This window comes from Brevibacterium sp. Z349TD_9, assembly GCF_056173565.1.
In genome coordinates this window covers 2,019,701-2,035,249 of the sequence record NZ_CM149680.1, presented here as the reverse complement: position 1 = coordinate 2,035,249, position 15,549 = coordinate 2,019,701, and the positions used below count along the sequence as shown (strand labels likewise).

17 protein-coding genes, 2 tRNA genes and 1 other RNA gene are annotated in these 15,549 nt (G+C 68.1%); 6 read left to right on the top strand and 14 right to left on the bottom strand.

Features of this window, described 5'->3' with window-relative positions; genetic code table 11:
- Window positions 1-31 precede the first annotated feature (31 nt).
- Window positions 32-398, bottom strand: an RNA gene (gene rnpB / locus AC0VYB_RS09580) — RNase P RNA component class A.
- Between the two features lie 116 nt (window positions 399-514).
- Between rnpB and AC0VYB_RS09575 the strand changes: the two genes are divergently transcribed.
- A complete protein-coding gene (locus AC0VYB_RS09575) occupies window positions 515-1,291 on the top strand; it encodes a YaaA family protein (RefSeq protein ID WP_009375666.1) in 777 nt (258 codons plus the stop codon).
- A 57-nt stretch (window positions 1,292-1,348) separates the two neighbouring features.
- Here the strand turns inward: AC0VYB_RS09575 and AC0VYB_RS09570 are convergent, their stop codons facing one another.
- Entirely contained in the window at window positions 1,349-2,077 is a 729-nt protein-coding gene (locus AC0VYB_RS09570) for a zinc ribbon domain-containing protein (protein WP_009375664.1), read from the bottom strand.
- Between the two features lie 13 nt (window positions 2,078-2,090).
- Complete coding sequence (locus AC0VYB_RS09565) at window positions 2,091-2,924, bottom strand: Nif3-like dinuclear metal center hexameric protein (protein WP_040341008.1); 834 nt, start codon at window positions 2,922-2,924, stop codon at window positions 2,091-2,093.
- A 79-nt stretch (window positions 2,925-3,003) separates the two neighbouring features.
- Between AC0VYB_RS09565 and AC0VYB_RS09560 the strand changes: the two genes are divergently transcribed.
- Together AC0VYB_RS09560 and AC0VYB_RS09555 are read left to right on the top strand one after the other, a co-directional pair.
- Window positions 3,004-4,545, top strand: coding sequence for a fatty acyl-CoA synthetase (locus tag AC0VYB_RS09560; RefSeq protein ID WP_475384670.1), 1,542 nt, complete (start codon window positions 3,004-3,006; stop codon window positions 4,543-4,545).
- Between the two features lie 99 nt (window positions 4,546-4,644).
- On the top strand, window positions 4,645-6,006 hold the full coding sequence (locus AC0VYB_RS09555; protein ID WP_009375658.1) for a uracil-xanthine permease family protein: 1,362 nt from the start codon (window positions 4,645-4,647) through the stop codon (window positions 6,004-6,006).
- Here AC0VYB_RS09555 and AC0VYB_RS09550 read toward each other — a convergent pair.
- The 7 genes from AC0VYB_RS09550 to AC0VYB_RS09520 form a co-directional block, all read right to left on the bottom strand.
- Window positions 5,990-6,319 (bottom strand): nuclear transport factor 2 family protein, encoded by a 330-nt coding sequence (locus AC0VYB_RS09550; RefSeq protein ID WP_009375656.1) that lies wholly within the window; start codon window positions 6,317-6,319, stop codon window positions 5,990-5,992. The two genes, AC0VYB_RS09555 and AC0VYB_RS09550, sit on opposite strands and share 17 nt — an antisense overlap.
- A 143-nt stretch (window positions 6,320-6,462) precedes the next feature.
- Complete coding sequence (locus tag AC0VYB_RS09545; protein WP_131247606.1) at window positions 6,463-7,674, bottom strand: chloride channel protein; 1,212 nt, start codon at window positions 7,672-7,674, stop codon at window positions 6,463-6,465.
- Window positions 7,671-8,210 (bottom strand): ion channel, encoded by a 540-nt coding sequence (locus AC0VYB_RS09540; protein ID WP_197464197.1) that lies wholly within the window; start codon window positions 8,208-8,210, stop codon window positions 7,671-7,673. Before AC0VYB_RS09540 ends, AC0VYB_RS09545 begins: the two co-directional genes overlap by 4 nt.
- Before the next feature lie 30 nt (window positions 8,211-8,240).
- On the bottom strand, window positions 8,241-9,209 hold the full coding sequence (locus AC0VYB_RS09535; RefSeq protein WP_040341006.1) for a DUF5996 family protein: 969 nt from the start codon (window positions 9,207-9,209) through the stop codon (window positions 8,241-8,243).
- 81 nt (window positions 9,210-9,290) lie between these two features.
- On the bottom strand, window positions 9,291-9,920 hold the full coding sequence (locus AC0VYB_RS09530) for a hypothetical protein (RefSeq protein WP_040341004.1): 630 nt from the start codon (window positions 9,918-9,920) through the stop codon (window positions 9,291-9,293).
- 285 nt (window positions 9,921-10,205) lie between these two features.
- A tRNA-Val gene (locus tag AC0VYB_RS09525) sits at window positions 10,206-10,282 on the bottom strand.
- 111 nt (window positions 10,283-10,393) lie between these two features.
- Window positions 10,394-10,882, bottom strand: coding sequence for a TetR family transcriptional regulator (locus tag AC0VYB_RS09520; RefSeq protein ID WP_009375646.1), 489 nt, complete (start codon window positions 10,880-10,882; stop codon window positions 10,394-10,396).
- An 82-nt stretch (window positions 10,883-10,964) separates the two neighbouring features.
- On the opposite strand from AC0VYB_RS09520, the gene AC0VYB_RS09515 reads away from it, so the two are divergent.
- Window positions 10,965-11,041 (top strand) — tRNA-Pro (locus tag AC0VYB_RS09515).
- Between the two features lie 35 nt (window positions 11,042-11,076).
- On the opposite strand, the gene AC0VYB_RS09510 is transcribed toward AC0VYB_RS09515, so the two are convergent.
- Window positions 11,077-12,111 (bottom strand): IS30 family transposase, encoded by a 1,035-nt coding sequence (locus AC0VYB_RS09510; protein ID WP_009381402.1) that lies wholly within the window; start codon window positions 12,109-12,111, stop codon window positions 11,077-11,079.
- Window positions 12,112-12,265: 154 nt separating this feature from the next.
- Here AC0VYB_RS09510 and AC0VYB_RS09505 point away from each other — a divergent pair, with 154 nt between their 5' ends.
- Window positions 12,266-12,628: a cupin domain-containing protein gene (locus AC0VYB_RS09505; RefSeq protein WP_259788467.1), complete on the top strand. Its 363-nt coding sequence runs from the start codon at window positions 12,266-12,268 to the stop codon at window positions 12,626-12,628.
- A 31-nt stretch (window positions 12,629-12,659) separates the two neighbouring features.
- Here AC0VYB_RS09505 and AC0VYB_RS09500 read toward each other — a convergent pair whose 3' ends face one another.
- Both AC0VYB_RS09500 and AC0VYB_RS09495 read right to left on the bottom strand, forming a co-directional pair.
- Window positions 12,660-13,094 carry a DUF1801 domain-containing protein gene (locus AC0VYB_RS09500; protein WP_009375644.1) on the bottom strand — a complete coding sequence of 145 codons (435 nt, stop codon included), beginning with the start codon at window positions 13,092-13,094 and terminating at the stop codon, window positions 12,660-12,662.
- A 47-nt stretch (window positions 13,095-13,141) separates the two neighbouring features.
- Window positions 13,142-14,146, bottom strand: coding sequence for an ABC transporter substrate-binding protein (locus AC0VYB_RS09495; protein ID WP_040341002.1), 1,005 nt, complete (start codon window positions 14,144-14,146; stop codon window positions 13,142-13,144).
- Between the two features lie 81 nt (window positions 14,147-14,227).
- Here AC0VYB_RS09495 and AC0VYB_RS09490 point away from each other — a divergent pair, with 81 nt between their 5' ends.
- Window positions 14,228-15,070, top strand: coding sequence for a helix-turn-helix domain-containing protein (locus AC0VYB_RS09490; protein ID WP_100227349.1), 843 nt, complete (start codon window positions 14,228-14,230; stop codon window positions 15,068-15,070).
- Here the strand turns inward: AC0VYB_RS09490 and AC0VYB_RS09485 are convergent.
- The gene (locus AC0VYB_RS09485; RefSeq protein WP_009375635.1) at window positions 15,028-15,501 is read right to left on the bottom strand and encodes an Lrp/AsnC family transcriptional regulator; all 474 of its coding nucleotides are present in this window, start codon (window positions 15,499-15,501) and stop codon (window positions 15,028-15,030) included. The genes AC0VYB_RS09490 and AC0VYB_RS09485 overlap by 43 nt on opposite strands.
- Window positions 15,502-15,549 lie beyond the last annotated feature (48 nt).

Here is a 15,549-nt window from a genome sequence, read left to right as displayed (position 1 = left end):
ATCGGCTCAGCGCTGCGGCCCGGATGTGAGTGAGGACAGGCCACCGATACGCCGGGTTCTGTCATCGAGTCGGTCACCCTCCTCGACTGACGGCCATCTATCTGGGACCGATGTCACCACCGGCCTCAAGCGATCCACCCGACGGCTCGGCGAGCAGCCTCGAACGCCGTCTGTCTGATCTTGCTCCGGATGGGGTTTACCCAGCAGCACCGGTCACCCGGCACTCTGGTGGTCTCTTACACCACCGTTTCACCCTTACCTGCCGACGCGGTCGACAGGCGGTCTGCTCTCTGTTGCACTTGCCCGCGGGTTGCCCCGGGTGGGTGTTACCCACCATCCTGCTCTGCGGAGCCCGGACGTTCCTCAGCCCATAGGGCCGCGGCCGTCTGGTGACCTGTCCTCACAGGTCAGTCTACCCGCGCGCGCCCGCCCCGGCACCGAGTCGCCGCCGCCCGTGACCAATCCGACATGGACGGCTTCGCTGCGTGTCCGGGCCGCCGAATACGATGGAGGCGTGAAGATCCTCCTCCCGCCGTCCGAAGGCAAGACCCCGCCGGCCACCGGCGATCCGCTCGACCTTACGGCGCTGTCGTCCCCGGATCTCAACCCCAAGCGCAAGCAGGTCCTCGGGGCCCTGAAGAAGGTCTCGAAGCGTCGGGATGCACTCACCGCTCTCGGAGTCGGGGCCTCGCTGACCGAGGATGTCGCCCGCAACGTCACAATCGACTTCCAGCCGTGCGCTCCCGCACTGCTCACCTACACCGGTGTCCTCTACGAGGCGATGGGGGCCGCCGACCTCGTCGCCGCCGCCGAGGCCGATGCGTCGATGGCCGAGCGCCTGCGCGACGTCCATGTCTTCTCCGCCGTCTTCGGCCAGGTCAATGGCCTCGACCCGATTCCCGCGTACCGGCTGGCGATGAAAACCGACCTCGGGCAGCTCGGTCGCCTCTCGACGTGGTGGAAGCCGATCCTCGCGAAGTCGTTCTCCGTCGGGTCCGAGGAAGTCGTCCTCGACTGCCGCTCGAGCGACTACCGCGCCGCGTGGCCGGGACCGAACAGCCAGGTCGTCACGCTCGGAGCGGTCAAGGACACCGGTGCCAAGCGCAGCGTCGTCTCCCACTGGGCGAAGTTCTACCGGGGCGAATTCGTCGGCCGACTGCTCCGCGACGAACGCGAACTTCCGGCGGACATCAACGCCCTCGTCGAGCGGGCAGGCGAGCACTACGAGGTCGAGTTCGCGGCCGCCACCAGGTCACGGCCGGCGGGGCTCACGATCGTCCTCCGCGACTGAGCCAGCCCTACAGCGTCGACTGAGCCCACACCTCGGCGTTCGCAGCGCAGCGCCCGCTCACCCCCTGCGCAGGAGGACGGCCTCGCACTCCTCGCAGGCGTGGACCTCGTTGACGTCCTCGGCAAGCCACTCGTGCCAGGTCATCCCGCTGATCTCCTGACCGCACGCCTGACAGTGCGGGCCGGCGATGATCGCGGCCCCCGGACCACCCTGAGCGACATTGGCTTCGAAGCGCCGGACGAGGTCGGGCGGCAGATCCGATTTCAGCTGCGCCTCCTGGCTGCCGAGCTCGTCGAGCTCTTCAGCCAGCGCCGCCTTGCGCTCCTTGATCCCGGTCTGCGTGGCTTTGCCCTCGGCGGTCACCGCGGTGATGTCGGCCTCGACGCGGGCGAGTTCGCCCTGCACGGCCTCGAGACGCTCCATCGTCGCCAGCTCGGTCTCCTCGAATTCGGCGACACGGCCCTCATGGGCGGCGATCTCCTCCTGCAGGTGGACGAGGTCGCGGCTGGTCAGGCCGGTGCCGTCGTTGAGTTCGTCCGTCTTCTTCGTGATCTGCGCCGTCTGCTTGTCGATGGCCGCGGTGAGTTCGGCCGTCTCGGCCTCGAGGCCGGCGATGACCTTCGCAACACCGTCCCGCTCCGCTCCGAGCGCCTTGTGCCGGTCGATGAGCTCCTGGAGCTTCGGGGCGTCGACGGGATAGTCATGTTCGTGTCGCAGAGCCCGCGACCGTGCGGTGAGATCGATGAGTGAGTCGAGTGCGGTGCGCTGAGCGGCGGTGAGGATCATGGTCACGTCCCTTTCAGTAGCGTTCGACCCAGGGATCGGTGTTGACTGCAGACGATTGGAGGGCGACCGAGAGTCCGCGCTGCTCGAACTCCGCTTCGAGCTCTGCTCGTGCCGCCGCCAGCCACACGGCCTCCGAGGCCCAGTGGGAGACGTCGATGAGCTGCGGCCGCGCCTCGGCGCGATTGGCGGTGTCGAGGGCCTCCGTCGCCGGATGGTGACGGAGATCAGCGGTGATGTAGACGTCGGCACCGCTGGACCGGACGGCATCGAAGAGGGAATCGCCCGCTCCGCCGCATACGGCGACACGAGTGACTGCGGCGGCCGGGTCGCCCGCGATGCGCACCCCCGTCGTCGTCCGCGGCAGACGCTCGGCCAGTGTGCGGGCGATGTCGCGCACGGTCGTCGCCTCCCCGAGGTCGCCGACCCGTCCGATGCCGCGCTGCGGTGCGGCGGGGTCGGGGACGAGGGGTGCGGAATCGCTCACTCCGGTCAGTTCGATGAGGACATCGGAGACGCCTCCGACCGCGGCATCGGCGTTCGTGTGGGCGTTGAATTGGGCGATCCCGTTGGTGATGAGCGTGTGCACGGCCCCGCCTTTGAGGGTGCCGGCGCTCACCGAATTCACCGGTCGGAGCATGAGCGGATGATGGGTGAAGAGGAGATCGGCGCCGAGGACGACCGCCTCGGCGATGACGGCATCCGTCGGGTCGAGGGCGAGGAGGATTGAACGCACCTCGGCGTCGGGATCCCCGACGGCCAGACCCACGGTGTCCCAGTCCTCGGCCAGGTCAGGCGGCCACAGGGAGTCGAAGACGTCCACGCACTCACTCACCGTCGGATACCTCATACGCCCACCCTAGTCGATGCTCCCCCGCTCCTCGGCGACGAATCTTCTCACCGAGGTCGTCGGCCGCTAGATTGGCACCATGAGCACTCACGCGTCACCGACGACGCTCCCAGTGAAGCCCGTGTGCTCGACCGTCGCCGACATCATCGCCCGCAGCGCCGGCCGTTTCGCCACACAGACCGCCGTCGAGTTCTCCGACCGCGCGTGGTCGTATGCCGACCTCGACGCCGCGGTCACCGCGGTCGCCCGCGAGCTCCTCGCCCTCGGTGCGGCGAAGGGCGACCGGATCGCCGCGTACGGGAAGAACTCCGATCTCTACCTCATCCTCTTCCTCGCGTGCGCACGGGCCGGACTCATCCACGTGCCCGTGAACTTCCAGCTCACCGGTGACGAACTCGACTACATCCTCGCCAACTCCGGGGCCGAGATCGTCTTCGCCGACGACGACCTCATCGAGGCGGTGAACGCGACGCCCTCGGGTGCGGCAGGGCAGGTGCGGACCCTGTCCTCGCTTCTCGGCCCCGCCTCGGCGAGCGACATCGACCCTGCCGCCTCGGGCGAATTCGACGTCACCGACGCCGACATCGCGCAACTCCTCTACACCTCGGGGACGACCTCAGCGCCGAAGGGCGCGGTGATGACCCACCGCGCCCTCGTCCACGAGTACCTCTCGTGCCTGACCAGCCTCGACTTCGCGGGCAACGACCGGGCCGTCCACGCCCTGCCGCTCTACCATTCGGCGCAGATGCACGTCTTCCTCCTCCCTCTGCTCGCCGTCGGCGCGCACAACATCATCGTCCCCGCGCCCGTGCCCGGTGACCTGCTCGCCCTCTTCGAGGAGCGGCAGATCAACTCGTTCTTCGCCGCCCCCACCGTGTGGGTGGCGCTGGCCAACAGGCCGGAGCTGGAGACCCGCAACCTCGAGAGCCTGCGCAAGGCGTACTACGGGGCATCGATCATGCCGGGTCCGGTTCTGACGAAGCTGCGTGAGCGCCTTCCGGAGCTCGGCTTCTACAACTGCTTCGGCCAATCCGAACTCGGTCCGCTGTGCACGGTGCTGCGACCTGAGGAGCACGATGACCACCCGGGATCGGCCGGTCGCGCCGTGCTCTTCGTCGAGACGCGGGTCGTCGACGCCGCCGGTGACGACGTCGCCCCCGGTGAGCTCGGGGAGATCCTCTACCGTTCCCCGCAGCTGTGCTCGGGCTACTGGGACAAGCCGGAGGCGACCGCCGAGGCGTTCGACGGAGAATGGTTCCACTCCGGGGACCTCGTGCGGATGGACGCGGACGGCTTCGTCGAGGTCGTCGACCGGGTCAAGGACGTCATCAACACCGGCGGGGTGCTCGTGGCCAGCCGACAGGTCGAGGACGCGATCTTCGAGATGCCCGGAGTCGCCGAGGTGGCCGTCGTCGGCATCGCCGACGAGAAGTGGATCGAAGCGATCTCGGCGTTCGTCGTCGTCCGCGACGATGCCGGTGAGATCGCCGAGGCGGACGTCATCGCCCATGTCCGGGACCGGTTGGCCGGGTTCAAGGTGCCCAAACGGGTCGCGTTCGTCTCCGAGCTGCCGAAGAACTCCGCTGGGAAGATCCTCAAGCGCTCCCTCCGCGAGGCGTGACCGGACACCGCTTCGGCGGTGGGCGCGGTACGGTGCCCGGCCTCGCATACACTGCACTAGGGCCAGAGTGCTGGCCGCACGGAGATGGGAAGGCTGCGGATGAGAGCTGAGGACAGCATCAAGGGGTGGCCGTGGCGACTCCACGGCGACGGGAAGTCGATCAGGCCCGGGGAGATCGTCCTCCCCGAGGAGCGGATGACCTGGCCGAGGACGATCGGAATCGGCGCTCAGCACGTCGTCGCGATGTTCGGTGCGACGTTCCTCGTCCCCCTGCTCACCGGGTTCCCGCCGTCGACGACGCTGTTCTTCACCGCGATCGGCGCCCTGCTCTTCCTGCTCATCACCAAGGGGATGATGCCGTCCTACCTCGGCTCGTCCTTCGGTCTCCTCGCCCCCATCGGAGCAGTCACCGGCTTCGCCGCGACCTCGGGTGAGAAGCTCGACCCCTCGGCGATGGCGCTCGCCCAGGGTGGGATCATCTCCGTCGGGGTCACCCTCGCCCTCGTCGGCATCGTCGTCCACTTCGCCGGGGTGCGGTGGATCGAAGTGACGATGCCGCCGGTCGTCACCGGCTCCATCGTCGCCCTCATCGGGCTCAACCTCGCCCCCGCCGCATGGGGTTGGGTGCAGCAGGCACCTCTGACCGCGGTGATCACGATCGCCGCCATCATCGTCTCCTCCGTCCTCTTCAGAGGTATGCTCGGGAGACTCTCGATCCTCATCGGCGTCTTCATCGGGTACGGAGCCGCACTCGTCCAGGGCGAGGTCGACTTCTCGACCGTCGAGACCGCCGCATGGGTCGGGCTGCCCACCTTCCATGCCCCGGCCTTCGACCTCGGCTACCTCGGGCTCTTCCTGCCCGTCGTCCTCGTCCTCGTCGCGGAGAACATCGGGCATGTGAAGTCGGTGGCGGCGATGACCGGCCGCGACCTCGACGGACTCACCGGGCGCGCGCTCTTCGCCGACGGCCTGGCGACGACGATCGCCGGAGCCGGCGGCGGGTCGGGGACGACGACGTACGCGGAGAACATCGGCGTCATGGCAGCGACGAAGATCTACTCGACGGCCGCCTATCTGTGTGCAGCGATCATCGCCCTCATCCTCAGCCTGCTGCCGAAGTTCGGCGAGATCATCGCGACGATCCCTCCGGGCGTCCTCGGCGGAGCGGCGACGGTCCTCTACGGGATGATCGGCCTCCTCGGCGTGCGCATCTGGGCGGAGAACCGCGTCGACTTCTCCAACCCCATCAACCTCAACACCGCTGCCGTCTCGCTCATCGTCGCGATCGCGAACTACACGTGGTCCCCGGCGGGACTCGAGTTCGCGGGCATCGCTCTGGGCACCGCCTCGGCGATCGTCATCTATCAGGTGATGCGGGCGATCGCGAAGTGGCGGGGCACGGCACCGATCCCCGACTCCGCCCCCGAGGCGGGCCAGCCGGAGGTCACCGACCGGCGTTGAAGACCGTCTGGATCTCCGCGATCTTCCCGCCCTCGAACCGCAGCCAGGTGGCGGCCGGCGTCGACGGGGCGACAGTGGTCTTGAGCACCGACCAGGTGAGGGCATTGTCGTCGTCGGCGAGTTGAACGGCGACATCGTCAGACGTCGTCATCGCGCCCATCTCGGTCAGGCCCTTGACGACGTCCTCGGCTCCCGAGGCTCGGGCGAGCGGGCCGGAGAACGTGACGTCTGGGGTGACGAGGGAGGCGAGAGTGTCGGCGTCGCCGTTCGAGAGCGCGGTGTGGAACTGTGCGGCGAGATCTGAGGTGGCCATGGGCGTTGTCCTCCTGCGTGGGTGGTGCACGGCGGTGCGGGGATCCCACGCACCTGGTGTGATCATGGCAACATATCCTGCCGATGACAACAGGCAGACGCGATTCGGTGGGATCTGCCAGGGCAGTCGGATGGTCTGCGCCTTCAGGCCGCTTCGGCCTCGACCGGGCGCTTTCGGCCAAGGAGGTTGACGAAGAATCCGACGCCGGCGCCGATGATGAGCGGCAGTGCCACGGGGATGTCGATGAGCAGGATGAGGATGAGGAGGACGGCGAGTGGGCGCTTCCATCCGACGGCGACGGTCGCGGCCATGCCGGTGGCCATGGCGGCACCGATCTCGAGTCCGGGGACGCCGACGGCGACGGCCCCGCCGATCGCGGAGCCGATGAAGACCAGCGGGAAGAACTCGCCGCCCCTCCACCCGCTGGCCAGGCACACGGCGACGGCGAGGATCTTCGCCACAGCGACGACGAGGAGCGTCGCCCACGCTCCGGTCTCGGTGAGGACCAGGAGATCGTGGAGCTCGTGGTGCCCGGAGAACCGGACAAGGGGCACGACCGCCGCCAGCAGGCCGAAGACGATGGTGCCGAGGCCGATGATCAGCCACGGTCGACGCAGCCGGCCGACGAGGCGCTCGAGCCCGTGGTGGAGTCCGCGGAAGGCCAGACCGGCCGCCGCCGCGACGACGGCGACTCCGAGCAGCCACGGATCCGAGTAGCCCGCGTCGATCGGCGGCAGGGTGATCTGGGCGCCGCCTCCCCCGGTGACGAGTTTCGTCACCCCGAGGAAGACGAAGAAACCGGCGAGGGCAGCGGCGAACTGCAGGGCCTTGCCCGGACCGAGTTCGTCCCCGTCGATGGCCGCAGCTCCCGGCGGTGACCCGTAGAACCCGCCGAGGGCACCGGCACTTCCGGCCTGCCCGATCATCTTCCGCATCTCGACGTCCTCCCCGATGAGGTGCGCGACGATCGTCGAGAGCTGGGCGACGACGGCGATGATGCCGGCTTCGGGGCCGATCGCTCCCCCGAAGGCGACGGCGACGATCGCTGAGAGCGCGGTCGTCGCCACCGCCCGCCGAGGCAGGGCATCCGGGTCACGTGACTGCTCGAGCAGGGTCTGGAGGTCTTCGGTCGGGGCGGCACGGTCGAGGACGATGAGGAGGATCCCGCCGAGGAGGATGGTGAGCACGATCTGCAGCGGGGATTCCCCGAGAAGTGCCCCCGACGCACCCCAGACGATCTCCTGCAACCAGGTCATGCCGGCGAAGACGAGCGCGGCGACGAGACCGGCGATGCCCCCGTAGACGAGGGCGAGAAGGGCGAGCCGCCCGGTCACCCCGGCGAATCGGGTCCTCACGGTGCGTCTTCGGGGTCAGCGCCGCCTCGGCGTCGGCGGGACATGAGTCGGGAGAGCTCAGCGGCGATGAGGCCGAGGAAGACGAGGTCGAAGACGAAGACCGCGGAGACGAGAACCCGCGCGAGTTGCCCGACGGCGGTGATGTCGCCGTACCCGGTCGTCGTCATCGTCGTCAGCGTGAAGTAGAGCGCGTCGATGCGGGTGGTGATCCCGTCGAACTCACCGGGACGGTTGATGGCGATGACGAAGAAGACCGCCGAGAAGATCGCGGCGACGAGGACGAAGAGGAGGATGAGCAGAGGAAGGTTCGTGTCGTGCCGGCGCAGCCACAGCAGGGCGAAGCCGAGCACTGAGAGCGCTGCGGCCGTGGCGATGATTCGCCCGACGGCGCCCATCTCGGAGCTGGCCAGGGGCACGGTGAAGTAGAGCGCAAGGACAGCGACCGGGCCGAGCATTGCTGCGAGCACGCGCATACGGGCCGATCTCAGTCGGAGTCGGCGGGGAGGGGGATGATCGTCGGAGGGGGTGCCGTTCACACGTTGATTGTACGCACGCTGCGGGGTCCGCTAGGCGGGATTCGCACCGTGGTCGTGGGCTGAGAGATCGGCAGGGGGCAGATATCTGATGAGCCGGTCCTGGTCGACCTCGAGGTCCTTGCGGTCCCAGTGGGCGAGGTCGGCGGCGCGTGCGTAGACCTCGTCGAGGAAGGTGAGCAGCGTCGCCTCGGGGTCAGCGGCGGTGCGGACATCGGCGTAGGGCAGGAGGTACTCCCCCAGCGTCGAATCGTATCCGCCGGCGGTGAGGGTGCCGTCGTAGTAGCCTTCGGGTGCCGGATAGGCGTAGGCATAGAACGATCCCTCGTCGCTGCCGCCGGCCCAGAATCCCACGGCGACGTTCTCCCGGTCTTCGGCTTCGGCCATCACCCAGGGTGGGCAGTTCGGGGGTGCGGCGTGGCTCGGCGGTGCCGTCCGTCCCGAGTACCGGGTCGCCGAGAGGTCCATCGAGCCCCAGAAAAGCTGGACGGGACTGGCTTTTCCGGCGAACCCGGCCCGCCAGTAGGCGAAGACCTTCTCGATCCGCTGCAGCTGCCGCCACCACAGGCGCGCGGACTCAGGGTCGTAGGTGCGGGGGCGGGTGTCCTCGGCGAAGGGAGTCGCGTGCGGCAGTTCGTTCGGCCAGGCCCACACCGTGCAGGGCACGCCGAGCTTGAGCAGTGCGGCCATGACCGCATGGTAGAAGTCGGCGACCGACTGCGAGGTCAGAGGGACTGTCTCGGTATCGCCGGTGCTCGCCCGGAGGACGAAGACACTGTCGATGAAGTCGAATTCGGCGTCGAAGGTGCGCTCGCTCTGGTGCATGAGGATCTGGGTGCGCAGTCCGCGGGCGCTGACGTCGAAGGTGACGTTCCACCAGTGGTTGATGAGCGTGGTGGAGACGAGTTCGATCTTCCCGACGATCTGCAGCCACTGGTGGAGGCACTCGCGTGTCTCCGTCCAGTCGTCGACGCGCAATGCGGGCCATGCTGATGATGCCATCGCTCACCTGATCTCTTCGTGTGCCATGCCATCGTCGGCACGGGGAGGTGCGATCAACTTAGAAGGTGCGTGACGGAGGCGTCAACCCTGCGGGCGCGACGCGACCTGAGGTGCCATGGTGAGTCCCAGGTGGCCGGGTTCGACGGATCGTGCCCGGTCCGCGACGGCGACGCTGATGAGCTCTCGGCAGGCGAGGACGTCGACGCCGGCGCGGATGTCGGCGAGCACGCGGTCGCGGGTCGTCGGAGGCGTGCCCGCCACGGCTCGTTCGAGGCGCTCCAGCGGTGTTGGGTGACCGGTGCGACGTGCCCGGGCAGAGGCGAACCAGGTAATGAGGCCGATGGCGAGTCCGCTGATGACGCCGAGGATGCCGATCCATCCGTGGATGGGTGACCCGGTCGCAGCCGCTGCAGCGATCGCGATGAGAGCGAGGACTGCCGGGACGAGGTAGAGCACCGCGACGATGGATGACCCCTCGCCGAAGTCAGGCCGGGAGGCGCTGCGCACCAGATCGACGAGCGCGAGTGCTGCCGCCGCGGCGAAGCAGAGGCCACCCCATCTGAGGTCGACGACGTCGCCGTCGCCGCGCAGCAGGGGCCCGGCGATGAGGGCGAGACCGAAGATGTGGAGGACGATACCGCCGACGAAGGCGGCGATGATCCAGATGCCGTTGAGGACGGTCAGGAGGGTCGGACGACCGGGAGGAGCCATCGCATGAAGTGTGGTCGGAGGCGCCACCTGCGCCAAGGCGAGGGGGACGCGTTTCGTTCCGGCCCAGGCCAGGCCTTCGAGCCTCCACCAATCGCGCGGCTCCCAGGTCGGTGCGGCTTCGGCCAGAGCGACGACCGCGGCCCGACGATCAGACGGATTCGCGGCTCGCTGTCTGGACATGGTGCTCATTCAATCACGGCTGGGCTCACCGGCATGGCGCGGGGAGCTGACGACTGTCGAAAGCTCTGGGAGGAGTGGGCGACCAGGTCGAGCGTGTGGTCTGCGTGGTGGGCCCAGAGGGACTCGAACCCCCGACCCTCTCGGTGTAAGCGAGATGCTCTAGCCAACTGAGCTATAGGCCCCGAACGTGCGAGTTCAGTATGCCATACGCGGCAGAGGCCTCCGAATCCTCCGTGGGCAGCCGCACAAGCCGGGACGTCGCGCCCTCACCGACAGAGTCCCCGACCCCGCGGTCAGGCCGGGGTGCGCAGAAGACCTGCCGCCACCTCGGCGAAGCGCTCCCCTGCCGTCTCATCGGCCACCTCGAAGAGGGCCCGGTTCTGCTCGATCGCGACCGCACCGAGGGCGTGAGCCATCACCCCCGCCGAGGCGGTCGCCCCCAACCGGTCCGGGCTCAGTGCCGCCGGGGTGACGTCCTCGGGGGCGAGTGAATATCCGAGCATGACGATCTCGGCGCCGTCGCGGAACCGCAGGAGCACATCGCGCAGCGCGAGAGTGGCGACGAGTGGATCGGCGCTCGCAGGGCACCGGGCGTCGACCTCGGCGCAGATCTGCTTGGCAATGAGGACGAGCAGGTCCTGCTTGTTCTTCACATGCCAGTAGAGCGCGGACGGCTGGACATCGAGCTCACGGGCGAGCCGCCGCATCGACAGATCGCCCAATCCGTAGCGCGAGAGCACGTCGAGTGCGGTCGTCGTGATGCTCTCAGCACTGAGCGGCAATGAGACGTTCCTTTCATTTTTCGTTCCGGGGCGCACTCGATTTCTCAGAATGCGTTCCCCTCGCTATAGTAGTTGCTGGTCACGGGATATGGCGCAGGTTGGTAGCGCGCCTCGTTCGGGACGAGGAGGTCGTGGGTTCAAATCCCGCTATCCCGACCAGTGAGATCTCGGGTCATCGCAGTGCGACGGCGATGTCAAGGCGTCGAAGCAACATGGGGCTCGCCGGCGAGCAGTCGAGCGAATGCCTCGGTGGGCGTGAGATAGCCCAGTCGGCGGCGGGGTCGATTGTTGATCTCCTCGGCGATGGTGGTGAGGTAGGGCTGGTGATCGGGGATCACCGTGCCCTTGGGCAGATACTCCCGGTAGAGCCGGTTCGTGTTCTCGTTGCTGGGCCTCTGCCAGGGCGAGTGGGGATCGGCGAAGTAGACCGGCATCGCCGTGGCCAGGGAGACCTTCGCGTGCTGGGCCATCTCGCTGCCCTGGTCCCACGCCAACGATGCCTTCATCATCTCGGGCAGGTCGTTGAAAAACTCGATGACCGCGTCAGCGGTTGGCTCGGCGTGTTTCGAGGGCAGGGCCAGCAGCCCGGTGAACCCGCTCATCCGCTCCACCAGCGTCGCCGCGCACGAGGTGCCGTTCTTCCCGATGATCAGGTCACCCTCCCAGTGCCCCGGCACCCGACGCTGGGCGGCGTCCTCACCTCGCTCCGCGATCGGGACCATACCTACGATTGGGCCACCGCGCGTCCGCCCGGTCGTACGTGGTCGGCGCTTGGTCCGCTTGGACTGCAGGAAGATGCCCTTGCGGGCGAGCTCACCCTTCGGGATTGCGTAGATGTACTGGTAGATAGCCTCACCGGAGACGGTTCGGCCGCGTGCGTCAGGAGAGTTCGCCATGCGTTCAACGGTCGGGTCTGTCGCCTCCAGACGCAACCGGCCCGCTATCTCGTTCGGCGTCCAGGACGCGGCCAGGTCGGCGTCCACCCTCGCCTGCAGCACCGGATCCCCCGCGACCTTCCGCTGCTGCGGGCGAGCTCGCCGACGCTGCGCTCTGACGTCTGCGGTCACGGCCTGGTAGCCGCGGGTCTTCGTCGAGTTCCGGTGAAGCTCCCGCGAGATCACCGACGGGCAACGCCCCAGGTGACGGGCGATCCTCCGCACCGACCAGCCCGCTTTCGAGGCCGCCGAGATCTCCGACCTGTCGCTGAACGACAACCCCACCCGCGCCATCTGCACACTCCACCGATCAGACCCCCGCCGACCGGGAGTGTTGCTTCGACGCTATGACACCACCGACGGCCCGAGATTTTTTCATCTCTGCCCCGCTCTCACCAGCATCGTCGAGCTTCGACCGATCCCGGCGGGGCGAACGGAAGGACCTGCCATGACCGAGACCCCTCGCCGCGTCGCCGACTCCACCGACTTCGCCCGAGTGCCGCCGGCATCCGGCTCGGCCTGGAGGCTCGACTCACCCGCCCGCGACCTCGATGCCAACATCATCGCCCTCACTCCCGGCGACACCATCGACCGGCACAACGGCCCGGCCCTCGATGTCCTCATCCACGTCATCTCCGGCTCCGGAGTGCTGGCAACCGACGACGAGGACATCGCCCTCTCCCCCGGAGCCATCGTCTGGCTCCCGCGCCGCACGCCCCGAGCCTTCACCGCCTGCGAGCACGGACTGAGCTACCTCTCGGTCCACCAGCGCAAACCCGGGCTGAGCATCGGCAGCGCCCCGCCCCAGTGAGCTGAGCCCACTTCAGTGAGCTGAGCCTGCCTCAGTGAGCTGCGCCAGGTTCGGGATCGTCCTCCCGCGCGAAGGCGATGGCGATGAGCCTGCGCAGGACACCCTCGTCGATGTCCTCGAGCTTCCTCACGTACACGCATCCTGCGCCCTCGGTGTACTTCCCCAACCGAGGCAGCAGCGCGGCCCCTTCGGGCAGGTCCTTGAGCCCGTAGAGGGAGAGCTGCGCCTTCCGCGGTGAGAACGCCGTCTTCGGCCACACCCCGTGATTGCGCGGATTCACCGGCGATCGGTAATGGTATTCGCCGTACCCGACCATCGACGGACCCCACATCACCGGGTCGACCCCGGTCACCTCGGTGAAGATCTCCGCCAGGCGCTTGCCGTCCTCGCGTCGCTTCGCGGGGGTCGCCGCGTCGATGAACGCCCCGACATCGGCGTCGGTGGGCTTCGTCTTCTGTTCGGCCATGCCCCGATTATCGCCGAGGCGGCCCCTCCTGTCAGCCGATGCGCGGTTCACGCCTTCGCGAACATGTTCTCGATGAGGTCGAGGAGCGCCCGCGACTCGTCGTAGTCGGCACGCAGCGCCCAGTACGGCAGGTCGTAGACCTGGCCCGTCTCGAACGCGGGCACCCGGTCGTACGGGGCGCGGTCCTCGAGCGCCGCAACGGTCATCTTCGGGCTGTTGAACCCGACGACGAAGACGGTGTCCGCATCGAGGACGTCGGGCAGCGTCTCGAGTGAGGGGCCGAACATGTCGCCGCCGGCGACATAGGGGTCGATGTCGTTGCGCTCGAACAAGGGGGCGGTCGTGAAGCCGAGCGGTGCGAGCTCGGCCGACAGGCTCTTGCCCTCAATGAGGATGTATGGGCTCTCCGGCTTGTCGAGGGTGAGGAACGAGACCTCCCCTGCGGGCACCTCGATGCTCTCCCTCACCTCGGCGACCCCCTTCTCATAATCGCGGACGAAGCCGTCGTAGTCATCCTGCCTGCCGAGGACGTCACCGGCGATGAACGCGAACTGATCCTGCCACGTCTGCCTGTCCCCGGACACGATCACCGTCGGCGCGATCTCCTGCAGACGGTCGTACGAATCCGCGGCATGCTTGCCCGGGAAGCCGAGCCCGCCGGCGATGATGAGATCGGGGTCGGAGGCGATGACCGCCTCGAGATCGAATCCGTCGTTGCTCCACGGCAGGAACTCCGTTCCCTGAGCCTCTGCCTTCTCATCCCAGAACTCCGAGTACTCTCCGTCGGTGTTTGTCACCTCCGGGGTCGTCGCGACGACCGGCTCGTCGATGTCGTAGAGGTAGCCGGCGAGGGCGTAGTTGAGCACGACGATCCGCTGCGGATCGACGGGGACTTCGACCGGACCCTCGGCGGTCGTCACCGTGCGCGTCTGCGCCGGCCCCGCGTCCGCACTCGAGCCCGACGACCCGCAGGAGCTGAGAAGGACAAGGGCACCGGTGAGAGCGGCAGCGGTGATTCCGCGGCGAAGGGACGAACGGGACAGTGGAGACATGCGAGACCTCTGCGGACGGCTACGATTGGGAACATAGCCAAGGCTAACCAAACCTGACGTCCCGACTTCGACAAAGGCGACATGACTCCGCGACCAGCCCGACAGACTCTGCTCCGCCCTGCGACCCCGGCCCGTCCGCTGTCGGGTCCGGTGACGTTCGTCGGCCACGATCGTCATGCCCACGACCATCCCCTCCTCGTCCACGTCGTCAGCGGGCCGGTCGACATCGCCGTCCATCGCCGAGGTGGTGCGCCGCCCGAGACGATCTCCGTCGGGTCCGGCGCCGGCCTGTGGCTGCGCGCGCACGTCGACCATGCGGTGACGGTCCGCCGGGAGAGCATTCTCATCGGCCCCCGAGTGACCCTCGACCCTCCCGGGGGCGCCCTCGAGGTGCGGACCTCCCCTGAGATCCACGAGCTGGCCCTGCTCATCCTCGCGACGTCCCCGCGCACGGAGGCCGAGAAGCACCGGTTCCGCACCGCACTCGACGCCCGCCTCGGCGAACTCATCGTCGACGCCTTCCCCATCCCCTCATCCTCGGACCCCTTGATCACCGCGATCGTCACCGACCCGCTCGCCCTGCACCTGCCCCTGGCCGATCTCGCCCGGGCGAAGGCGGTGAGCCCCCGGCATCTCGAGCGCCGGTTCCGCGCCGATCTCGGGATGAGCTATGTCGGCTGGCGCACCCGGGCCCGGCTCAACACGGCTATGCGCCATCTGCGGGCGGGCGCCTCGCACCGGACGTCGGCTCGCGCCGTGGGATATGAGAGCGCCGACGGACTCATCAAGGCAGCCGGTCGGTGCACAGGATTGCCGCGGACCGTCCTCGCCAAGGGCCTCGCCGAGGCGATCGACGCCTGGCGGGTCTCCGGTGCCCACCTTCAGCCCTCAGGCAGCCATTGCGTACCATCCTCGACCCGGTAGATCAGGTTCGTGCGCGTGTGTGCGACCGCCGGGTACCGGGTGAGGTAGTCGAGGACGAAGGACTGCACGGCCTCGGTGTCGGGGGCGACGATGTGGAGGAGATAGTCATCGGCCCCGGCCATGTGGTACATCCGCACGACCCCGGGGAACTTCGGCGCCGCCGCGGTGAAGGCGTCGATCTCTGCGCGATCGTGCTGGGCGAGCCGGATCGAGATGAGTGCCTGGAGCGGAATGCCGAGCGCCGAGGTGTCGATGTCGACGCTGAAACCGCGGATGACTCCCGAGGAGCGCAGGCGCTTGAGGCGCAGCGACACCGTCGACTCGGAGATCCCCACCTCGGCGGCCAGCGCCGAGCCCGAGGCCCGCGCATTCCTCCGCAGCGCGCGGAGGAGACGGAGATCGACATCATCGAGTTCGACTTTCTGCGACATGCCTCACAGTCTCCCACACCTCGGTGGAGCTTCTGTGATGAGAAACGT